Source organism: Streptomyces shenzhenensis, assembly GCF_021462265.1.
Lineage (GTDB): Bacteria > Actinomycetota > Actinomycetes > Streptomycetales > Streptomycetaceae > Streptomyces > Streptomyces shenzhenensis.
In genome coordinates this window covers 111,894-127,692 of record NZ_JAJONF010000008.1, presented here as the reverse complement: position 1 = coordinate 127,692, position 15,799 = coordinate 111,894, and the positions used below count along the sequence as shown (strand labels likewise).

Below are 15,799 nucleotides of genomic sequence, written 5' to 3'. Positions count from 1 at the left end.
TCGCGGACCGGACGCCCGTCTCCCCGCGCGCGGCAACTTCACAGCACCGGTCCCTCGCACCCGACGTGACCTCACCTCCACGCCGGGTGCGACCCGGGCATGCCCAGGCGCCCCCGCCCGACCGTCGGCCGAAGGGCCCCGCAGGGTGTGGCACAATGGCTAGCTGTACTCGACAGCCGCACAGGACCCCTCTCTCCTCCGGCTGACGCGTCCGTCGGGCACTCGGGTACCGCAACCCCACGCGGCAGCCTCGCCGTGCCCAACCACGTCAAATCCAGGAGAACCCACTCCCGTGGCAGTCAAGATCAAGCTGAAGCGTCTGGGCAAGATCCGTTCGCCTCACTACCGCATCGTCGTCGCCGACTCCCGCACCCGCCGTGACGGCCGTGCGATCGAGGAGATCGGCAAGTACCACCCGACCTACAACCCGTCGGTCATCGAGGTGGACGCCGACCGCGTGGCGTACTGGCTCGGCGTCGGCGCCCAGCCGACCGAGCCCGTGCTCGCCATCCTGAAGAAGACCGGCGACTGGCAGAAGTTCAGGGGCGAGCCCGCCCCGGCGCCGCTGCTCGTCGCCGCGCCGAAGGCCGCGCGTCCGTCGTTCGAGGCGCTCGGCGGTGACGACGAGGGCAAGGGTGAGGCGATCACCCAGAAGAAGAAGGCTGAGAAGAAGGACGAGGCCGCGGCTGAGTCCGAGTCGACCGAGGCCTGAGCACCATGCTCGAAGAGGCGCTTGAGCACCTCGTGAAGGGCATCGTCGACAACCCTGACGACGTGCAGGTCGCTTCGCGCGACCTGCGCCGGGGGCGTGTGCTGGAGGTCCGGGTGCACCCCGACGACCTCGGCAAGGTGATCGGTCGCAACGGCCGCACCGCGCGTGCCCTGCGTACCGTCGTGGGCGCCATCGGCGGCCGCGGAGTCCGTGTCGACCTCGTCGACGTGGACCACGTCCGCTGACGCTTATCGCAACCGGCTCGGGCCGGGGAGGGCCACTGGCCGTCCCCGGCCCGCAGTCGTATGAGCAGGCCGAGCAGGAGATGACAGGAGAACAGGCACAGTGCAGCTGGTAGTCGCACGGATCGGCCGCGCCCACGGCATCAAGGGCGAGGTCACCGTCGAGGTACGTACCGACGAGCCGGAGCTCAGGCTCGCGCCCGGCGCCGTACTCGCCACCGATCCCGCGTCGGCGGGACCGCTCACCATCGAGACCGGCCGGGTGCACAGCGGCCGTCTGCTCCTGCGCTTCGAGGGCGTCAAGGACCGCACCGGCGCCGAGGCCCTGCGCAACACCCTCCTGATCGCCGAGATCGATCCGGAGGAACTGCCCGAGGGCGAGGACGAGTACTACGACCACCAGCTGATCGACCTGGACGTGGTCACCGAGGACGGCACCGAGGTCGGCCGGATCACCGAGATCTCGCACCTGCCCTCCCAGGACCTCTTCATCGTGGAGCGGCCGGACGGCAGCGAGGTGATGATCCCGTTCGTGGGGGAGATCGTCACCGAGATCGACCTGGAGGAGCAGAGGGCGGTCGTCGCACCGCCGCCAGGCCTGATCGACGACCAGGCGGAGGTCGCCTCGTCCAGGGACGACAGCGCATGAGGCTCGACGTCGTCACGATCTTCCCCGAGTACCTCGAACCCCTGAACGTCTCGCTCGTCGGCAAGGCACGCGCGCGTGGGCAGCTCGGCGTCCAGGTGCACGATCTGCGCGGCTGGACGTACGACCGGCACAACACGGTCGACGACACCCCGTACGGCGGCGGGCCCGGCATGGTCATGAAGACCGAGCCCTGGGGCGACGCCCTCGACACCGTCCTCGCCGACGGCTACGAGACCGGCGCGCGCGCCCCCGCGCTCATCGTGCCCACCCCGAGCGGCCGCCCCTTCACCCAGGAACTCGCCGTGGAACTCTCCGAGCGGCCCTGGCTGATCTTCGCCCCGGCCCGCTACGAGGGCATCGACCGGCGCGTCATGGACGAGTACGCCACCCGGATGCCGGTCTACGAGGTGTCCATCGGCGACTACGTCCTCGCCGGCGGCGAGGCGGCGGTCCTGGTGATCACCGAGGCCGTGGCGCGGCTGCTGCCCGGTGTCCTCGGCAACGCCGAGTCGCACCGCGACGACTCCTTCGCGCCCGGCGCGATGGCGAACCTCCTGGAAGGCCCCGTCTACACCAAGCCGCCCGTCTGGCGCGGCCGGGACATCCCCGACGTGCTGCTCAGCGGCCACCACGGCAAGATCGCCCGCTGGCGCCGCGACGAGGCCCTGAAGCGGACCACCGCCCACCGGCCCGACCTGATCGAGCGGTGCGACCCCAAGGCGTTCGACAAGAAGGACCGCGAGATGCTCTCCATCCTGGGCTGGGCCCCGGACCCGGAGGGCGAACCCCACGGCCGATTTTGGCGCAGGCCACAGGGCGTGGAAGAATAGGCCGCTGCTGTGCGTCCGTCCGGTGTGCGCCCCTGCCACAGGGGGAGACGACGCCCGCCCCGACCCGCGCGGCAGACCCCATGGAACACCTAGTTTCCGTTGATGACCTGTGGCATCAGCGAGGAAAGCAGACGAAATGTCTCACCTGCTCGACACCGTCGACGCCGCGTCGCTGCGCAGCGACGTCCCGGCCTTCCGCCCGGGTGACACCGTCAACGTCCACGTCCGCGTCATCGAGGGCAACCGCTCCCGTGTGCAGCAGTTCAAGGGCGTTGTGATCCGCCGCCAGGGCAGCGGTGTCCGCGAGACCTTCACGGTCCGCAAGGTCTCCTTCTCCGTCGGCGTCGAGCGCACCTTCCCGGTGCACACCCCGATCGTCGAGAAGATCGAGCTCGTCACCCGCGGTGACGTGCGTCGCGCCAAGCTCTACTACCTGCGCGACCTGCGCGGTAAGGCCGCGAAGATCAAGGAGAAGCGCGAGAGCTGATCTCGCGTGCCGGCCGCACGCCGCAGGCGGACGAGCCGGTAAGAAGGAGTCTCATCAAGGCCGGATAGCATCTGGCCCCGATGGACACCGAAGCACAGCACACGGAGCGCGACCGCTCCTCCCGCCCCGAACCAGAGGCCGCGGAGGACCGGTCGCGTTTCGCGTTGGTGGCGCGGGTCACCCGGCGGGTCACCGACTGGCTGCCCGGCGGCTGGACCACCCTCACCCTCTTCACCTGCCTGGTGTTTTTGCTCGTCCTCAACACATTCGTGGCGCAACCATTCCAGATTCCCAGCGGATCCATGGAACAGGGATTGAGGATCGGGGACCGCGTTCTCGTAAATAAGTTGGCGTACCGTTTCGGTGCCGGGCCGCGCCGGGGAGATGTCGTGGTGTTCGACGGCTCCGGGTACTTCGGGGACGCCGACTACATCAAACGCGTCGTCGGCGTGGGAGGAGACCACGTGGTCTGCTGCGACAAGAAGGGGAGGATCGAAGTGAACGGCCGGCCGGTCGACGAGACCGCGTTCCTCTATCCCGGGGACACCCCCTCGAGCGTGGCCTTCGACATCGTCGTCCCCGGCGGCAGGCTCTTCGTTCTCGGCGACCACCGCAGCGACTCCAGCGACTCCCGCGACCACCTCGGCTCACCCGGCGGCGGCATGATCCCCGTCAAGGAGGTCATCGGCCGGGCCGACTGGATCGTCTGGCCGTACGCCCACTGGACCCGGCTCACCCGTCCCGCCGCCTACGCGCGCGTGCCGTCGGCCGGAGCGTCCCATGGGTAACCGCGGCAGGCCGCGTGGCGTGCCGGTCGACGCCGCCGCCAACCTGCTGCCCACCGGGGCCCGGCGCACCTCCGGCCCGGGCGGCCGTTCCCGCGCGGAGCGGCGCAAACTGCAGCGCAAGGTCAAGCGCAAGCGCCGGCGCGGCGCGGTGCGGGAGATACCGCTGCTGGTCGGGGTGGCCGTCCTGATAGCGCTCGTGCTGAAGACGTTCCTCGTCCAGGCCTTCGTGATCCCGTCGGGTTCGATGGAGCAGACGATCCGGATCGGCGACCGGGTCCTGGTGGACAAGTTCACCCCGTGGTTCGGGTGGAAGCCGCACCGCGGTGACGTCGTCGTCTTCCATGACCCGGGCGGCTGGCTGGCGGACGAGCAGACCACCAAGGCGAACGACCCGGTCGGGGTCAAGCAGGTCAAGGAGGGGCTCACCTTCATCGGCCTGCTGCCGTCCGCCAACGAGAAGGACCTCATCAAGCGGGTCATCGGCGTCGGCGGCGACCACGTCAAGTGCTGTGACGCACAGGGCCGGGTGACCGTCAACGGCGTTCCCCTGACCGAGGGTGACTACCTGTATCCCGGAAACGCACCCTCCATGCAGGAGTTCGATATCACCGTCCCCCAGGGGCGGCTGTGGGTGATGGGCGACCACCGGGGCAACTCGGCCGACTCCCGGGCGCACATGGACACCGACTACGGCGGCACGGTCGCCGTCACCTCGGTGGTGGGACGGGCCATGATGATCGGCTGGCCCGTCGGCCACTGGACCAAGCTCGACGAACCTAAAACCTTCGCAAGCGTTTCTGACTCCGGGTCGGGGTCGACCGCGGCTCCCCAGGTGTCGCATAGGGTTGCCTCCGACGATCCGAACGGATACATCCAACTCCCGAGCCCTGCGGAACTCCCGCTCGTTATGGGAGTGGTGGGCCTGCGCCGGGGACGGCGCGGGCGGCGGCACGGAGTAAGGAGTTGGCGTGGGGGATGTGGCGGTTGGCGCACGGTCGGGACACGACGGCGAGGAGCACAGCGGGCGCCCCGTGGAGAATGTCCCCTCCGCAGACGGCGCCTCGACCTCCGGGAACGGCACCGGGCCGGGTGGAGACGGCACCCCGGCAGAGGGTCCGTACTCCGGAGGTGACGGCGCGGGCACGGACGGGGACCCGGGTGAGCCCGCGGCGCCCGCACCGAAGAAGCAACGCTCCTTCTGGAAGGAGCTGCCGATCCTGGTCATCATCGCCCTGGTGCTGGCGCTGCTGATCAAGACGTTCCTGGTGCAGGCGTTCTCGATCCCCTCGGACTCGATGCAGAACACCCTCCAGCAGGGTGACCGCGTCCTGGTCGACAAGCTCACCCCGTGGTTCGGCTCCAAGCCGGAGCGCGGCGAGGTCGTCGTCTTCCACGACCCGGACGACTGGCTGGCGGGCGAGCCCACCGCGCAGCCGAACGCGATCCAGACCTTCCTCAGCTGGATCGGCCTGATGCCGTCCGCCGAGGAGCGGGACCTGATCAAGCGGGTCATCGGCGTCGGTGGCGACACCGTCTCCTGCAAGAACAGCGGACCCCTCATGGTCAACGGCCATCCGCTGAACGAGCCCTACGTGTACCCGGGCAACACCCCGTGCAGCGTCGACGACCAGGGCGGGCAGTTCACGGTCCACGTGCCCAAGGGCTACATCTGGGTGATGGGCGACCACCGTCAGAACTCCCGGGACTCGCGCTACAACCAGTCCGACAAGCACCACGGCATGGTCCCGGTGAAGGAGGTCGTCGGCCGTGCCATCGTCAAGGCCTGGCCGATCAACCGCTGGGGCACGCTGCCGGTCCCGGACACCTTCGACCAGAGCGGCATCAACACGCAGGCGTCCGCCGCGGCCTCCCTCTCGGTGGCGCCGCAGGGCGTGGCTGTCGCCGCCGTCCTGCCGGTCGTGGCCTGGCGCCGTCGGCGGGGCGACCGCATCGAGCGGAAGTTCGACAGTCGCGTGGCCGCCGGCGAGCGCTGACCGCCTCGTGCCCGCCTGGGCTGACCGCCCCATGTGAAAGCCTTGGGGAGCTTGTGACCAGGGGCGCCGAAGAAGGGCTGCCCCTGCCCGGTACCGCCGGGTAGGGTGCGGCCTCATGGGCGACAGCACGATACGTACGGCCCCGCGCAGCGGCGGAGGCACCAGCACGAGTGCGGCACAGGCCGGAGGAAGGCTCGGACAGCGGTTGTCCGGGATCGCCGTGGCGCTGGGCATCGTGCTGTTCCTCGGCGGATTCGGCTGGGCAGCGGTGGAGTACCGGCCGTACACCGTGCCGACCAGTTCGATGACGCCGACGATCGACGCCGGGGACCGGGTCGTCGGCCAGCGCATCGACGGCGGCCAGGTGCGCCGGGGCGATGTCGTCGTCTTCAAGGACAAGAGCTGGGTCAGCAACGCGGACGTCGTCAAGCGGGTGGTCGCGGTCGGCGGGGACACCGTGTCCTGCTGCACCGACGGCAAGCTGACGGTCAACGGCAAGCAGATCGACGAGCCGTACCTGCCGGCGGGCAGCCAGGCCGAGCTGCAGGGCTTCCCGAGCGTCACCGTCCCGAAGGGCCGGCTCTTCCTCCTCGGTGACGAGCGCCGGGGCTCCCTGGACTCCACCGCCCACCTCACGGACGCGGCGCAGGGCACGGTCGCCCGCAGCGCCGTGACCGCCCGCGTGGACGCGGTGATCTGGCCGATGAAGGGCCTGCTCAAGCGCCCGACCGGCTTCGAGACCCTGGGCACCCTCTCCCAGCCGGGGCCGCTGCGTGTCATCGAGTTCATGATCGTGGCCGGCGGTGTGCTGGTCCTCGGAGGCGGCGCCTACGGTCCGGTCGCGAACCTGCTGGGCCGTTCCCGCGCCCGTGCCCGTACGGAGGCCGCCGGTGCCCGCTGAGGCGCTGACGGAGGGCCGCCTGCGCAAGGTGGCCCGGGTGGTCCTCCTCGACCCCGAGAACCGCATCCTGCTCCTGCACGGCCACGAGCCGGACGACCCGGCCGACGACTGGTGGTTCACCCCCGGCGGCGGTCTGGAGGGCGACGAGACCCGTGAGCAGGCCGCTTTGCGGGAACTCGCGGAGGAAACCGGCATCACGGACGTCGAACTCGGTCCGGTGCTGTGGCGGCGGACATGCTCCTTCCCGTTCGCCGGCCGCCGCTGGGACCAGGACGAGTGGTACTACCTGGCCCGTACGGCGCAGACGGCCACCGAGGCCACCGCCCTGACCGAGCTGGAGCAGCGCAGTGTGGCCGGAGCACGTTGGTGGACGTGCCAGGAACTGACCCGGGCACATGAGACGGTGTATCCGACCAGACTCGCCGAGCTGTTCCGTAGGCTGCTCGACGAAGGTCCCCCCGCCGGGCCCGTCACCCTTGACACGGAAATCGTCTAGGAGCGTGCGGGACTGGCGCACAATGGTGGGATCGCACGGCTGAAGGGGAACATGCCATGAGCGCCGAGGACCTCGAGAAGTACGAGACCGAGATGGAGCTGAAGCTCTACCGGGAGTACCGCGATGTCGTCGGTCTGTTCAAATACGTGATCGAGACCGAGCGGCGCTTCTACCTCACCAACGACTACGAGATGCAGGTGCACTCGGTCCAGGGTGAAGTCTTCTTTGAAGTGTCCATGGCGGACGCCTGGGTCTGGGACATGTACCGGCCGGCCCGTTTCGTGAAGCAGGTCCGCGTTCTCACGTTCAAGGACGTGAACATCGAGGAACTGAACAAGAGTGACCTGGAGCTTCCGGGCGGCTGAGCGGTGGAGTCGCGGTCGCTCGTGTGGGTGAGGAAGTTGTCCACAACCGCTGAGTAACCCACCAAGATCAACTTCTTGGCGGGGGATGCGTGACGGTTGGCGCCGGAGGTGGTGCCGACATGGACACGAATCTGGCACGCAGTGCACTCGGCAAGTACGGCGAGACGCTGGCCGCACGGCGGCTGGCCGAGGCCGGTCTGACGGTCCTGGAGCGCAACTGGCGCTGCGGCAGGACGGGCGAGATCGACATCGTGGCGCGGGACGGGGACGTCCTGGTCGTCTGCGAGGTCAAGACCCGGCGGGCGGGCGTCTTCGAGCACCCCATGGCCGCGGTCTCCCCGGAGAAGGCGCGGCGCCTGCGCGACCTCGCCGAACACTGGATCCACGCGCACGGCGGGGCACCGCCGGGCGGCGTCCGCATCGACGTGGTCGGGGTGCTCCTGCCGCAGCGCGGGGCGCCCCTCGTCGAGCACGTCCGGGGGGTGGCGTGAGATGGGGTTCGCGCGCACCTGCTCAGTGGCCCTGGTCGGCGTCGAGGGCGTGGTGGTCGAGGTCCAGGCCGACCTTGAGCCCGGGGTGGCCGCCTTCACCCTGGTGGGCCTGCCGGACAAGAGCCTGACCGAGAGCCGGGACCGGGTCCGGGCCGCGGTGGTCAACTCGGGAGCTGCCTGGCCCTCGAAGAAGCTCACCGTCGGGCTCAGCCCGGCGTCCGTGCCGAAGAGCGGCAGCGGCTTCGACCTCGCGGTGGCCGCGGCCGTGCTCGGGGCGGCCGAGCGGATCGATCCCCGGGTGCTCGCCGAGATCGTGATGATCGGCGAGCTGGGCCTGGACGGCCGGGTCCGGCCGGTCCGGGGCATCCTGCCCGCCGTGCTGGCCGCCGCCGACGCCGGGTACGAGCAGGTGGTCGTGCCGGACAGCGCGGTGCCGGAGGCCTCGCTGGTGCCGGGGGTGTCCGTGCTGGGCGTCCGCAGCCTGCGCCAGCTGATCGCCGTCCTCACCGACGAACCGGTGCCCGACGAGGAGCCCGTCCCCGGCGAGATCCGCCCGGACCCGTTCCTCGCCGGGCTCGCCCTCCCCGGCATGGGGCTCGGCACCGGCATGGTCACCGGCGAGCACGCCCCCGACCTCGCGCACGTCGCCGGTCAGCAGGTGGCCCGGGCCGCCCTGGAGGTGGCCGCGGCCGGACGCCATCACGTCTTCTTCAAGGGCCCGCCGGGCGCCGGCAAGACCATGCTGGCCGAACGGCTGCCGGGCCTGCTGCCCGAACTGAGCCGGCAGGAGTCCCTGGAGGTCACCGCCGTCCACTCGGTCGCCGGCATGCTGCCACCCGGCCACCCGCTGGTCGACAGGCCGCCCTACTGCTCCCCGCACCACTCGGCCACCATGGCCTCCCTGGTCGGCGGCGGAACCGGCCTGCCGCGCCCCGGAGCGGTCTCCCTGGCCCACCACGGCGTGCTCTTCCTGGACGAGGCCGCCGAGTTCCACAGCAGCGTCCTGGACGCCCTGCGCCAGCCCCTGGAATCGGGCCACGTCGTCATCGCCCGGGCCGCCGGGATACTGCGGATGCCCGCGAGGTTTCTCATGGTCCTGGCAGCCAACCCCTGCCCCTGCGGCCGGCACGGCACCGCCGGCGACGTCTGCGAGTGCCGGCCCTCCTCGATCAAGCGGTACCGCGCCCGGCTCTCCGGCCCCCTGATGGACCGCGTGGACCTCAGGGTGACCGTCGAACCCGTCGCCCGGCAGGAGCTGCTGCGGTTGCACACCGGCGCCGAGCCCTCCGCCGCCGTGGCCGACCGGGTGCGCGCGGCCCGGGAGCGGGCCGCCCGGCGCTTCGACGGGCTGCCCTGGCGCACCAACAGCGAGGTCCCCGGCCATGAGCTGCGCACCCGCTGGCACGTCCGGCCGGGCGCGCTCGTCAAGGCCGAGCTGGACCTCGACCGGGGCCTGCTCACCGCCCGCGGCCTGGACCGGGTACTCCGGGTCGCCTGGACCCTCGCCGACCTGGCGGGCCGCGACCGGCCCTCGGCCAACGACGTCAACCTGGCCCTGGAGCTGCGCACCGGCGTCCGGCGCGGCGCGGTTCTGGAAGGGATCGCCCCATGAACGACGCCGAGCTGCTCGACCGGGTCTTTCTGGCCCGGGTCGTCGAGCCCGGCGACGAGGCCGCCGGGCGGTGGGTGCGGGAACGGGGCGTCCCCGAGGTGGCGAGCCGGCTGCGCGAACGCGGGCAGCCCCTGCCCGGCGTCGGCGGCAGGCGGTGGGCGGGCCTGCTGGCCCGGGCGGCGCAGGCCGATCCCCGGACCGACCTCGCCGTCGCGCGCGAGGCGGGCGCGCGGTTCGTGTGCCCCGGCGACGCCGAGTGGCCCAGCCAGCTCGACGACCTCGGCGACGCCCGCCCCCTCGGCCTGTGGGTGCGCGGCCGGCCCAGTCTGCGGATGTGGGCGCTGCGCGCCGTCGCCGTCGTCGGGGCCCGGGCCTGCACCGAGTACGGCGCCCACATGGCGGCCGTCCTCGCCGCGGGGCTCGCCGAGCGCGGCTGGGTCGTGGTGTCCGGCGGGGCCTACGGCGTCGACGGCGCCGCCCACCGCGGAGCCCTCGGCGCCGGCGGAGCCACCGTCGCCGTGCTGGCCTGCGGGGTCGACCGGCCCTACCCCCGGGGGCACACCGAGTTGATCAACAGGATCGCCGAACAGGGCCTGGTGGTGGGGGAGTTGCCGCCCGGCGAGCATCCGACGCCGAGCAGGTTCGTGCTCCGCAACCGGGTCATCGCGGCGCTCACCAGGGGAACCGTCGTCGTGGAGGCCGCCCACCGCAGCGGCTCACTGGTCACCGCGCGGGCGGCGCTGCGGCTGGGCCGGTTCACCATGGGGGTGCCCGGACCCGCCACCAGCGGACTGTCGGCCGGGGTGCACGAACTGCTCCGCGGCGAGGCCGTGCTGGTCACCGATGCCGCGGAGGTCGTCGAACTGGTGGGTGACATGGGCGAGCTGGCCCCGCCCAGACGCGGCCCCGTCCTCCCGCGCGACCTGCTCGAACCCGCCGCCCGGCAGGTCCTGGCCGCCCTGCCCGGCAACCGGGCGGCCTCACCCGAAGAGGTGGCACGCGGCGCCCAGACGTCCGAGGACGACGCCGTCGCGAGGCTGTACGAACTCCGCGCACTTGGTTACGTCGAACGACACGGCGATGGCTGGAAGTTGACACGCCAGGCGGTGATCTCGGTCCGGGCCGGTCGGAGCCGGTGCTGACCGAGCGTGTTCGGCCGTCCGGGGGAACCCTCGACGCCCTTGGGAATTCCCGGAGTTGACGCTTCCACGCGATCACGCAGAGCGATGTGCCGGGCGCGGCGGAGCGCGCCGCGCAGGGGGTTCGCGCGGGGGTGGAGCCTCGTTGTTCGCGCACCGCGACTCTCCAGTCACGCTACGCTCACGAAAGGCCTGACGCAGAACGCGCCAACCGACAGGAGAACGACACCTCGCCCAACCATCGCTTTCACGCCCCGCTCCCTCACTCCACGGCACTTCACAGCACTTCCTGGCACTTCACGGCAGAACGGCACAAGGCGACGAATGCCCCAGCACACCTCCGGGTCCGACCGGGCGGCGATCCCCCCAGCCGCCCGTGACGGTGGCAGCGTGCGGCCGCCCGCTCCCTCGACGCTCGACGAGCTGTGGCGGTCGTACAAGGCGACGGGGGACGACCGGCTGCGGGAACAGCTGATCCTGCACTACTCGCCGCTGGTCAAGTACGTGGCCGGGCGGGTGAGCGTGGGCCTGCCGCCCAACGTGGAGCAGGCCGACTTCGTCTCCTCCGGGGTGTTCGGGCTCATCGACGCGATCGAGAAGTTCGACGTCGACCGGGAGATCAAGTTCGAGACGTACGCGATCACCCGGATCCGGGGCGCGATGATCGACGAGCTGCGGGCGCTGGACTGGATCCCGCGCTCGGTCCGGCAGAAGGCGCGGAACGTGGAGCGGGCCTACGCCACCCTGGAGGCGCGGCTGCGGCGCACGCCCTCGGAGGGCGAGGTCGCCGCCGAGCTGGGCATCGAGGTGGACGAGCTGCACGCCGTCTTCAGTCAGCTGTCGCTGGCCAACGTGGTGGCGCTGGAGGAGCTGCTGCACGTCGGGGGCGAGGGTGGCGACGGGCTGAGCGTGATGGACACGCTGGAGGACACCGCCGCGGACAACCCCGTGGAGGTGGCCGAGGACCGGGAGCTCAGACGGTTCCTGGCGCGGGCGATCAACACGCTGCCGGAGCGGGAGAAGACCGTGGTGACCCTCTACTACTACGAGGGGCTCACCCTCGCCGAGATCGGGAACGTGCTCGGCGTCACTGAGAGCCGGGTGAGCCAGATCCACACCAAGTCGGTGCTGCAGTTGCGGGCGAAGCTGGCGAGTTTTGGCCGTTGAGCGGGGCCGGCGGGAGATTTTCGGCCAACGGCGGCGACCGGCACCCCGCGTCTGCGCCGTGCTGTCTCCCGTCCTGCCCGGCGCGTCCGTAAAGTGGCTGACGTGCCAAGGATTCGAGCGGCCTCCGTGGCCGAGCACCGGTCGATGCAGCGAGCCGCCCTGCTGGACGCGGCGCGGGCCCTGCTGTCCGAGGGCGGCACGGAGGCGCTGACGTTTCCCGCGCTCGCCGAGCGCACGGGGCTCGCGCGGTCCTCCGTGTACGAGTACTTCCGTTCCCGGGCCGCCGTGGTCGAGGAGCTGTGCGAGGCCGACTTCCCGGTATGGGCGGCGGAGGTCGCGGCGGCGATGGAACGGGCCGGCTCCGCCGAGGGCAAGGTCGAGGCGTATGTGCGGCAGCAGCTGGCCCTGGTCGGGGACCGGCGGCATCGTGCGGTGGTCGCGATCTCGGCGAGCGAGCTGGACGCGGGGGCGCGGGAGAAGATCCGGGCCGCGCACGGCGGGCTGGTCGCGATGATCGTGGAGGCGCTGGGGGAACTGGGGCATGAGCAGCCCCGGCTCGCGGCGATGCTGGTGCAGGGGATCGTGGACGCCGCGGTACGGCGGATCGAGCTGGGGGCGGCGGAGGACCCGGCGGTGATCACCGACGCGGCCGTGGCGATGGCGCTGCGGGGCGTGCGGGGCTGAGGGGGCCGAGGCCGGGGGTGGGGACGCTTGCCGGCGCCGGCCGGGTGCCTCCCCCAGCGTTCGGCCGGGGGCCCCAGCGCCCACCCGGGCCGCCCTGCGGCACGCCTGCCCGCGGCCATGATGGACGCGGCTGGACAGCGCCCCGTAAGGGGCGCGGAGCTGAGCCGATGTGCGGCTCCGCCGCGTGGGCGCGAGCAACCCCCACCGGGCCGCGGTCGCGTGACCGACCCCCACCACCCCTCCGGCGGCGAAACCCCGGCTCACCCCCGTGGCGGCGGAACTCCCAGCACCGGCAGCAGTCTCGACGGCCCCCGGTTCACCAGCCACGGCGGCAACAGCAGCAACGGGTCCACGTACACGTCCCCCCTGAGCAGCCCCCAGTGCAGACACACCCGCGCACCGCAGTGCGCACCTCCCGCCTCCACCGTGCCCACGAGTTCCCCCGCGGCCACCTCCTCCCCCTCCCGCACCGTCGCCGTCACCGGCTCGTAGGTGATGCGAAGATCCGTGCCCGTCAGCCGCACCGACACCACGCCCCTCCCCGCCACCCGCCCCGCGTAGGAGACCCGGCCCGCCGCCACCGCACGTACCGGCTCACCGGCGAACGCCCCCACGTCGACTCCCCGGTGCCCGGCGCCGTAGGCCGTCGCCGGCGGTTCCCAGCCGCGCAGCACCGGCGGCCGTACCCCCACCGGCCAGACGCGGGCGATCGCCGGCACGGGCGCCGCGGCAGGGGGCGGCGGAGCGTCCGCCCCGACCCAGGCGCGGGCCGCGGTCGCCCCCAGGGCCAGCGGCAACGCCGTCACCGCCCACATCTTTCGCATTGCGCCTCGCATGACCATCATGGTCAAACCGTCCCGCAGCTGCGTCGATCATGGCTTGTACCTGTGGATTACTCCCGGGTTGTGGACAGCGGCGTCACCTGGCGCCTCGCCGGTCCCGTACACTTCTTGTGGCGATCCGGGTCACCGGGTCGACTTCGCACGCCCCGACATCCGGCCGTCACCGGCAGATGTCAGCGCTTCTCGGTCCTTTGCGGCACAGCGCACCCGGGCGTCAGGCGCGGGAGCCGTCCGGCCCCTGCGGCACAACCGAGAAACCAAGGAGATACGGCCATGGCCGTCGTCACGATGCGGGAGCTGCTGGAAAGCGGCGTCCACTTCGGTCACCAGACCCGTCGCTGGAACCCGAAGATGAAGCGCTTCATCTTCACCGAGCGCAACGGCATCTACATCATCGACCTGCTCCAGTCGCTGTCGTACATCGACCGCGCCTACGAGTTCGTCAAGGAGACCGTCGCCCACGGCGGCACGGTCATGTTCGTCGGCACGAAGAAGCAGGCGCAGGAGGCCATCGCCGAGCAGGCCACCCGCGTCGGCATGCCCTACGTCAACCAGCGCTGGCTGGGCGGCATGCTCACCAACTTCTCGACCGTCTACAAGCGTCTGCAGCGCCTCAAGGAGCTTGAGCAGATCGACTTCGAGGACGTCGCCGCGTCCGGTCTGACCAAGAAGGAGCTTCTCGTGCTCTCGCGCGAGAAGGCCAAGCTGGAGAAGACCCTCGGTGGTATCCGCGAGATGCAGAAGGTGCCCAGCGCCGTCTGGATCGTGGACACCAAGAAGGAGCACATCGCGGTCGGTGAGGCCCGGAAGCTCAACATCCCGGTCGTCGCGATCCTCGACACCAACTGCGACCCCGACGAGGTCGACTACAAGATCCCGGGCAACGACGACGCGATCCGCTCCGTCACCCTGCTCACCCGCGTGATCGCCGACGCGGTCGCCGAGGGCCTCATCTCCCGCTCTCGTGTCGCCACCGGCGACAAGGGCGAGAAGGCCGCCGGCGAGCCGCTCGCCGAGTGGGAGCGCGACCTGCTCGAGGGCGAGAAGAAGGCGGACGAGGCCGAGGTCCAGACCTCCGCCGAGACCGAGAAGGTCGCCGACGCCGAGCAGGCCGAGGCCCCGGCCGCCGAGGCTCCGGTCGCCGAGGCTCCGGTCGCCGAGGCTCCGGTTGCCGAGGCTCCCGCCGCCGAGGCTCCGGCCGCGGACGCCGAGCAGGCCTGACCCGTCAGCGTCGACGGCGGGGGCGGCGACATCCCGTACGCCCCCGCCGTTCACCCATAGATTCGCGCTCTACATCTACGTGTAGATCGTGGATCGGGCAGATCTCCCGACTTCGAGAAAGACTCACAGACTCATGGCGAACTACACCGCCGCTGACGTCAAGAAGCTCCGCGAGCTCACCGGCGCCGGCATGATGGACTGCAAGAAGGCCCTGGACGAGGCCGAGGGCGACGTCGACAAGGCTGTCGAGGCGCTCCGCATCAAGGGCCAGAAGGGCGTCGCCAAGCGCGAGGGCCGCTCCGCCGAGAACGGCGCCGTGGTCTCGATCATCGCCGACGACAACTCCTCCGGCGTCCTCGTCGAGCTGAAGTGCGAGACGGACTTCGTCGCCAAGGGTGACAAGTTCCAGGCCGTCGCCAACACGATCGCCGAGCACGTCGCCAAGACCGCCCCGGCGGACCTCGAGGCCCTGCTCGCCTCCGAGATCGAGCCCGGCAAGACCGTCCAGGCGTACGTCGACGAGGCCAACGCCAACCTCGGCGAGAAGATCGTCCTGGACCGCTTCGCGCAGTACGCCGACGGTTACGTCTCCGCCTACATGCACCGCACGATGCCCGACCTGCCCCCGCAGATCGGTGTCCTCGTCGAGCTGGACAAGCCGAACGCCGAGGTCGCCAAGGGCATCGCCCAGCACATCGCCGCCTTCGCGCCGAAGTACCTCTCCCGGGAGGACGTGCCGGCCGAGGTCGTCGAGTCCGAGCGCCGCATCGCCGAGGAGACCACCCGCGCCGAGGGCAAGCCCGAGGCCGCCCTCCCGAAGATCGTCGAGGGTCGTCTCAACGGCTTCTTCAAGGACGCCACGCTGCTCGGCCAGCCGTACGCGATCGACAACAAGAAGTCGGTCCAGAAGGTCCTGGAGGAGGCCGGTGTCACCCTGAAGCGCTTCACGCGCATCAAGGTCGGCATCTGAGTCCGTACCGCGATCGACGCACGACCCACGGGGAAATCCCGATAGGGTCGTCGACAGCAGTCGTCCGTGCACACCGCCACACCCAGGGACGTGACGGACGGCGGCAGATCTGACGAGGAGGCCATTGCCGCGCATGGGCAGCGAAAAGCGACCCCACCGGCAATGGCCTTCTTCGTATGCGTATGCGCAACACGTGAAAGAGGCGGGAT

The 15,799-nt window shown here is 71.1% G+C and carries 19 protein-coding genes; 18 read left to right on the top strand and 1 reads right to left on the bottom strand.

From position 1 onward, the window contains the following. The first annotated feature begins 292 nt into the window (after positions 1-292). The 16 genes from rpsP (at position 293) to LQ326_RS13770 (ending at position 12,557) form a co-directional block, all read left to right on the top strand. The gene (gene rpsP / locus LQ326_RS13845; protein ID WP_234536166.1) at positions 293-712 is read left to right on the top strand and encodes a 30S ribosomal protein S16; all 420 of its coding nucleotides are present in this window, start codon (positions 293-295) and stop codon (positions 710-712) included. Between the two features lie 5 nt (positions 713-717). Then, positions 718-957, top strand: a complete 240-nt coding sequence (locus tag LQ326_RS13840; protein WP_005479813.1) for an RNA-binding protein — start codon at positions 718-720, stop codon at positions 955-957. A gap of 100 nt (positions 958-1,057) precedes the next feature. Further along, positions 1,058-1,603, top strand: coding sequence for a ribosome maturation factor RimM (rimM, locus tag LQ326_RS13835; RefSeq protein WP_234536164.1), 546 nt, complete (start codon positions 1,058-1,060; stop codon positions 1,601-1,603). Continuing rightward, positions 1,600-2,433, top strand: a complete 834-nt coding sequence (gene trmD, locus LQ326_RS13830; protein WP_234536162.1) for a tRNA (guanosine(37)-N1)-methyltransferase TrmD — start codon at positions 1,600-1,602, stop codon at positions 2,431-2,433. Before rimM ends, trmD begins: the two co-directional genes overlap by 4 nt. A gap of 136 nt (positions 2,434-2,569) precedes the next feature. Continuing rightward, complete coding sequence (gene rplS, locus LQ326_RS13825; protein WP_181807497.1) at positions 2,570-2,920, top strand: 50S ribosomal protein L19; 351 nt, start codon at positions 2,570-2,572, stop codon at positions 2,918-2,920. 80 nt (positions 2,921-3,000) lie between these two features. Continuing rightward, positions 3,001-3,708, top strand: a complete 708-nt coding sequence (gene lepB, locus LQ326_RS13820; RefSeq protein ID WP_234536160.1) for a signal peptidase I — start codon at positions 3,001-3,003, stop codon at positions 3,706-3,708. Further along, positions 3,701-4,840 carry a signal peptidase I gene (gene lepB / locus LQ326_RS13815; RefSeq protein ID WP_234536158.1) on the top strand — a complete coding sequence of 380 codons (1,140 nt, stop codon included), beginning with the start codon at positions 3,701-3,703 and terminating at the stop codon, positions 4,838-4,840. The genes lepB (LQ326_RS13820) and lepB (LQ326_RS13815) overlap by 8 nt, the downstream gene beginning before the upstream one ends. Then, positions 4,740-5,702 (top strand): signal peptidase I, encoded by a 963-nt coding sequence (lepB, locus tag LQ326_RS13810; protein ID WP_234536155.1) that lies wholly within the window; start codon positions 4,740-4,742, stop codon positions 5,700-5,702. The genes lepB (LQ326_RS13815) and lepB (LQ326_RS13810) overlap by 101 nt, the downstream gene beginning before the upstream one ends. Positions 5,703-5,817: 115 nt before the next feature. Beyond that, a complete protein-coding gene (lepB, locus tag LQ326_RS13805; protein WP_234536152.1) occupies positions 5,818-6,603 on the top strand; it encodes a signal peptidase I in 786 nt (261 codons plus the stop codon). Then, on the top strand, positions 6,593-7,099 hold the full coding sequence (locus LQ326_RS13800) for an NUDIX hydrolase (RefSeq protein WP_234536149.1): 507 nt from the start codon (positions 6,593-6,595) through the stop codon (positions 7,097-7,099). The genes lepB (LQ326_RS13805) and LQ326_RS13800 overlap by 11 nt, the downstream gene beginning before the upstream one ends. A 56-nt stretch (positions 7,100-7,155) precedes the next feature. Next, complete coding sequence (locus LQ326_RS13795; RefSeq protein ID WP_003965949.1) at positions 7,156-7,464, top strand: DUF2469 domain-containing protein; 309 nt, start codon at positions 7,156-7,158, stop codon at positions 7,462-7,464. 119 nt (positions 7,465-7,583) lie between these two features. Further along, on the top strand, positions 7,584-7,955 hold the full coding sequence (locus LQ326_RS13790; RefSeq protein ID WP_234536146.1) for a YraN family protein: 372 nt from the start codon (positions 7,584-7,586) through the stop codon (positions 7,953-7,955). A gap of 1 nt (position 7,956) precedes the next feature. Next, positions 7,957-9,567, top strand: a complete 1,611-nt coding sequence (locus tag LQ326_RS13785; protein WP_234536142.1) for a YifB family Mg chelatase-like AAA ATPase — start codon at positions 7,957-7,959, stop codon at positions 9,565-9,567. Continuing rightward, a complete protein-coding gene (dprA, locus tag LQ326_RS13780; protein ID WP_234536139.1) occupies positions 9,564-10,709 on the top strand; it encodes a DNA-processing protein DprA in 1,146 nt (381 codons plus the stop codon). Before LQ326_RS13785 ends, dprA begins: the two co-directional genes overlap by 4 nt. 321 nt (positions 10,710-11,030) lie before the next feature. Beyond that, a complete protein-coding gene (gene whiG / locus LQ326_RS13775) occupies positions 11,031-11,873 on the top strand; it encodes an RNA polymerase sigma factor WhiG (RefSeq protein ID WP_089098491.1) in 843 nt (280 codons plus the stop codon). 126 nt (positions 11,874-11,999) lie between these two features. After that, positions 12,000-12,557, top strand: a complete 558-nt coding sequence (locus LQ326_RS13770) for a TetR/AcrR family transcriptional regulator (protein ID WP_234536409.1) — start codon at positions 12,000-12,002, stop codon at positions 12,555-12,557. A 260-nt stretch (positions 12,558-12,817) separates the two neighbouring features. Here the strand turns inward: LQ326_RS13770 and LQ326_RS13765 are convergent, their stop codons facing one another. Next, positions 12,818-13,393 carry a M23 family metallopeptidase gene (locus LQ326_RS13765; RefSeq protein ID WP_234536137.1) on the bottom strand — a complete coding sequence of 192 codons (576 nt, stop codon included), beginning with the start codon at positions 13,391-13,393 and terminating at the stop codon, positions 12,818-12,820. Between the two features lie 279 nt (positions 13,394-13,672). On the opposite strand from LQ326_RS13765, the gene rpsB reads away from it, so the two are divergent. Together rpsB and tsf are read left to right on the top strand one after the other, a co-directional pair. Then, positions 13,673-14,620, top strand: a complete 948-nt coding sequence (gene rpsB, locus LQ326_RS13760) for a 30S ribosomal protein S2 (RefSeq protein WP_234536133.1) — start codon at positions 13,673-13,675, stop codon at positions 14,618-14,620. Positions 14,621-14,753: 133 nt separating this feature from the next. Then, on the top strand, positions 14,754-15,590 hold the full coding sequence (gene tsf, locus LQ326_RS13755; protein ID WP_234536130.1) for a translation elongation factor Ts: 837 nt from the start codon (positions 14,754-14,756) through the stop codon (positions 15,588-15,590). Positions 15,591-15,799: the final 209 nt, after the last annotated feature.

What these genes read in the sequence shown, in the direction of transcription:
- LQ326_RS13765 (WP_234536137.1), bottom strand. Translation starts at nt 13,393, where the DNA reads ATGCGAGGCGCAATGCGAAAGATGTGGGCGGTGACGGCGTTGCCGCTG.
- lepB (WP_234536158.1), top strand. Translation starts at nt 3,701, where the DNA reads ATGGGTAACCGCGGCAGGCCGCGTGGCGTGCCGGTCGACGCCGCCGCC.
- rplS (WP_181807497.1), top strand. Translation starts at nt 2,570, where the DNA reads ATGTCTCACCTGCTCGACACCGTCGACGCCGCGTCGCTGCGCAGCGAC.
- rpsB (WP_234536133.1), top strand. Translation starts at nt 13,673, where the DNA reads ATGGCCGTCGTCACGATGCGGGAGCTGCTGGAAAGCGGCGTCCACTTC.
- LQ326_RS13795 (WP_003965949.1), top strand. Translation starts at nt 7,156, where the DNA reads ATGAGCGCCGAGGACCTCGAGAAGTACGAGACCGAGATGGAGCTGAAG.
- tsf (WP_234536130.1), top strand. Translation starts at nt 14,754, where the DNA reads ATGGCGAACTACACCGCCGCTGACGTCAAGAAGCTCCGCGAGCTCACC.
- LQ326_RS13840 (WP_005479813.1), top strand. Translation starts at nt 718, where the DNA reads ATGCTCGAAGAGGCGCTTGAGCACCTCGTGAAGGGCATCGTCGACAAC.
- trmD (WP_234536162.1), top strand. Translation starts at nt 1,600, where the DNA reads ATGAGGCTCGACGTCGTCACGATCTTCCCCGAGTACCTCGAACCCCTG.
- lepB (WP_234536160.1), top strand. Translation starts at nt 3,001, where the DNA reads ATGGACACCGAAGCACAGCACACGGAGCGCGACCGCTCCTCCCGCCCC.
- LQ326_RS13790 (WP_234536146.1), top strand. Translation starts at nt 7,584, where the DNA reads ATGGACACGAATCTGGCACGCAGTGCACTCGGCAAGTACGGCGAGACG.
- whiG (WP_089098491.1), top strand. Translation starts at nt 11,031, where the DNA reads ATGCCCCAGCACACCTCCGGGTCCGACCGGGCGGCGATCCCCCCAGCC.
- LQ326_RS13785 (WP_234536142.1), top strand. Translation starts at nt 7,957, where the DNA reads ATGGGGTTCGCGCGCACCTGCTCAGTGGCCCTGGTCGGCGTCGAGGGC.
- lepB (WP_234536152.1), top strand. Translation starts at nt 5,818, where the DNA reads ATGGGCGACAGCACGATACGTACGGCCCCGCGCAGCGGCGGAGGCACC.
- dprA (WP_234536139.1), top strand. Translation starts at nt 9,564, where the DNA reads ATGAACGACGCCGAGCTGCTCGACCGGGTCTTTCTGGCCCGGGTCGTC.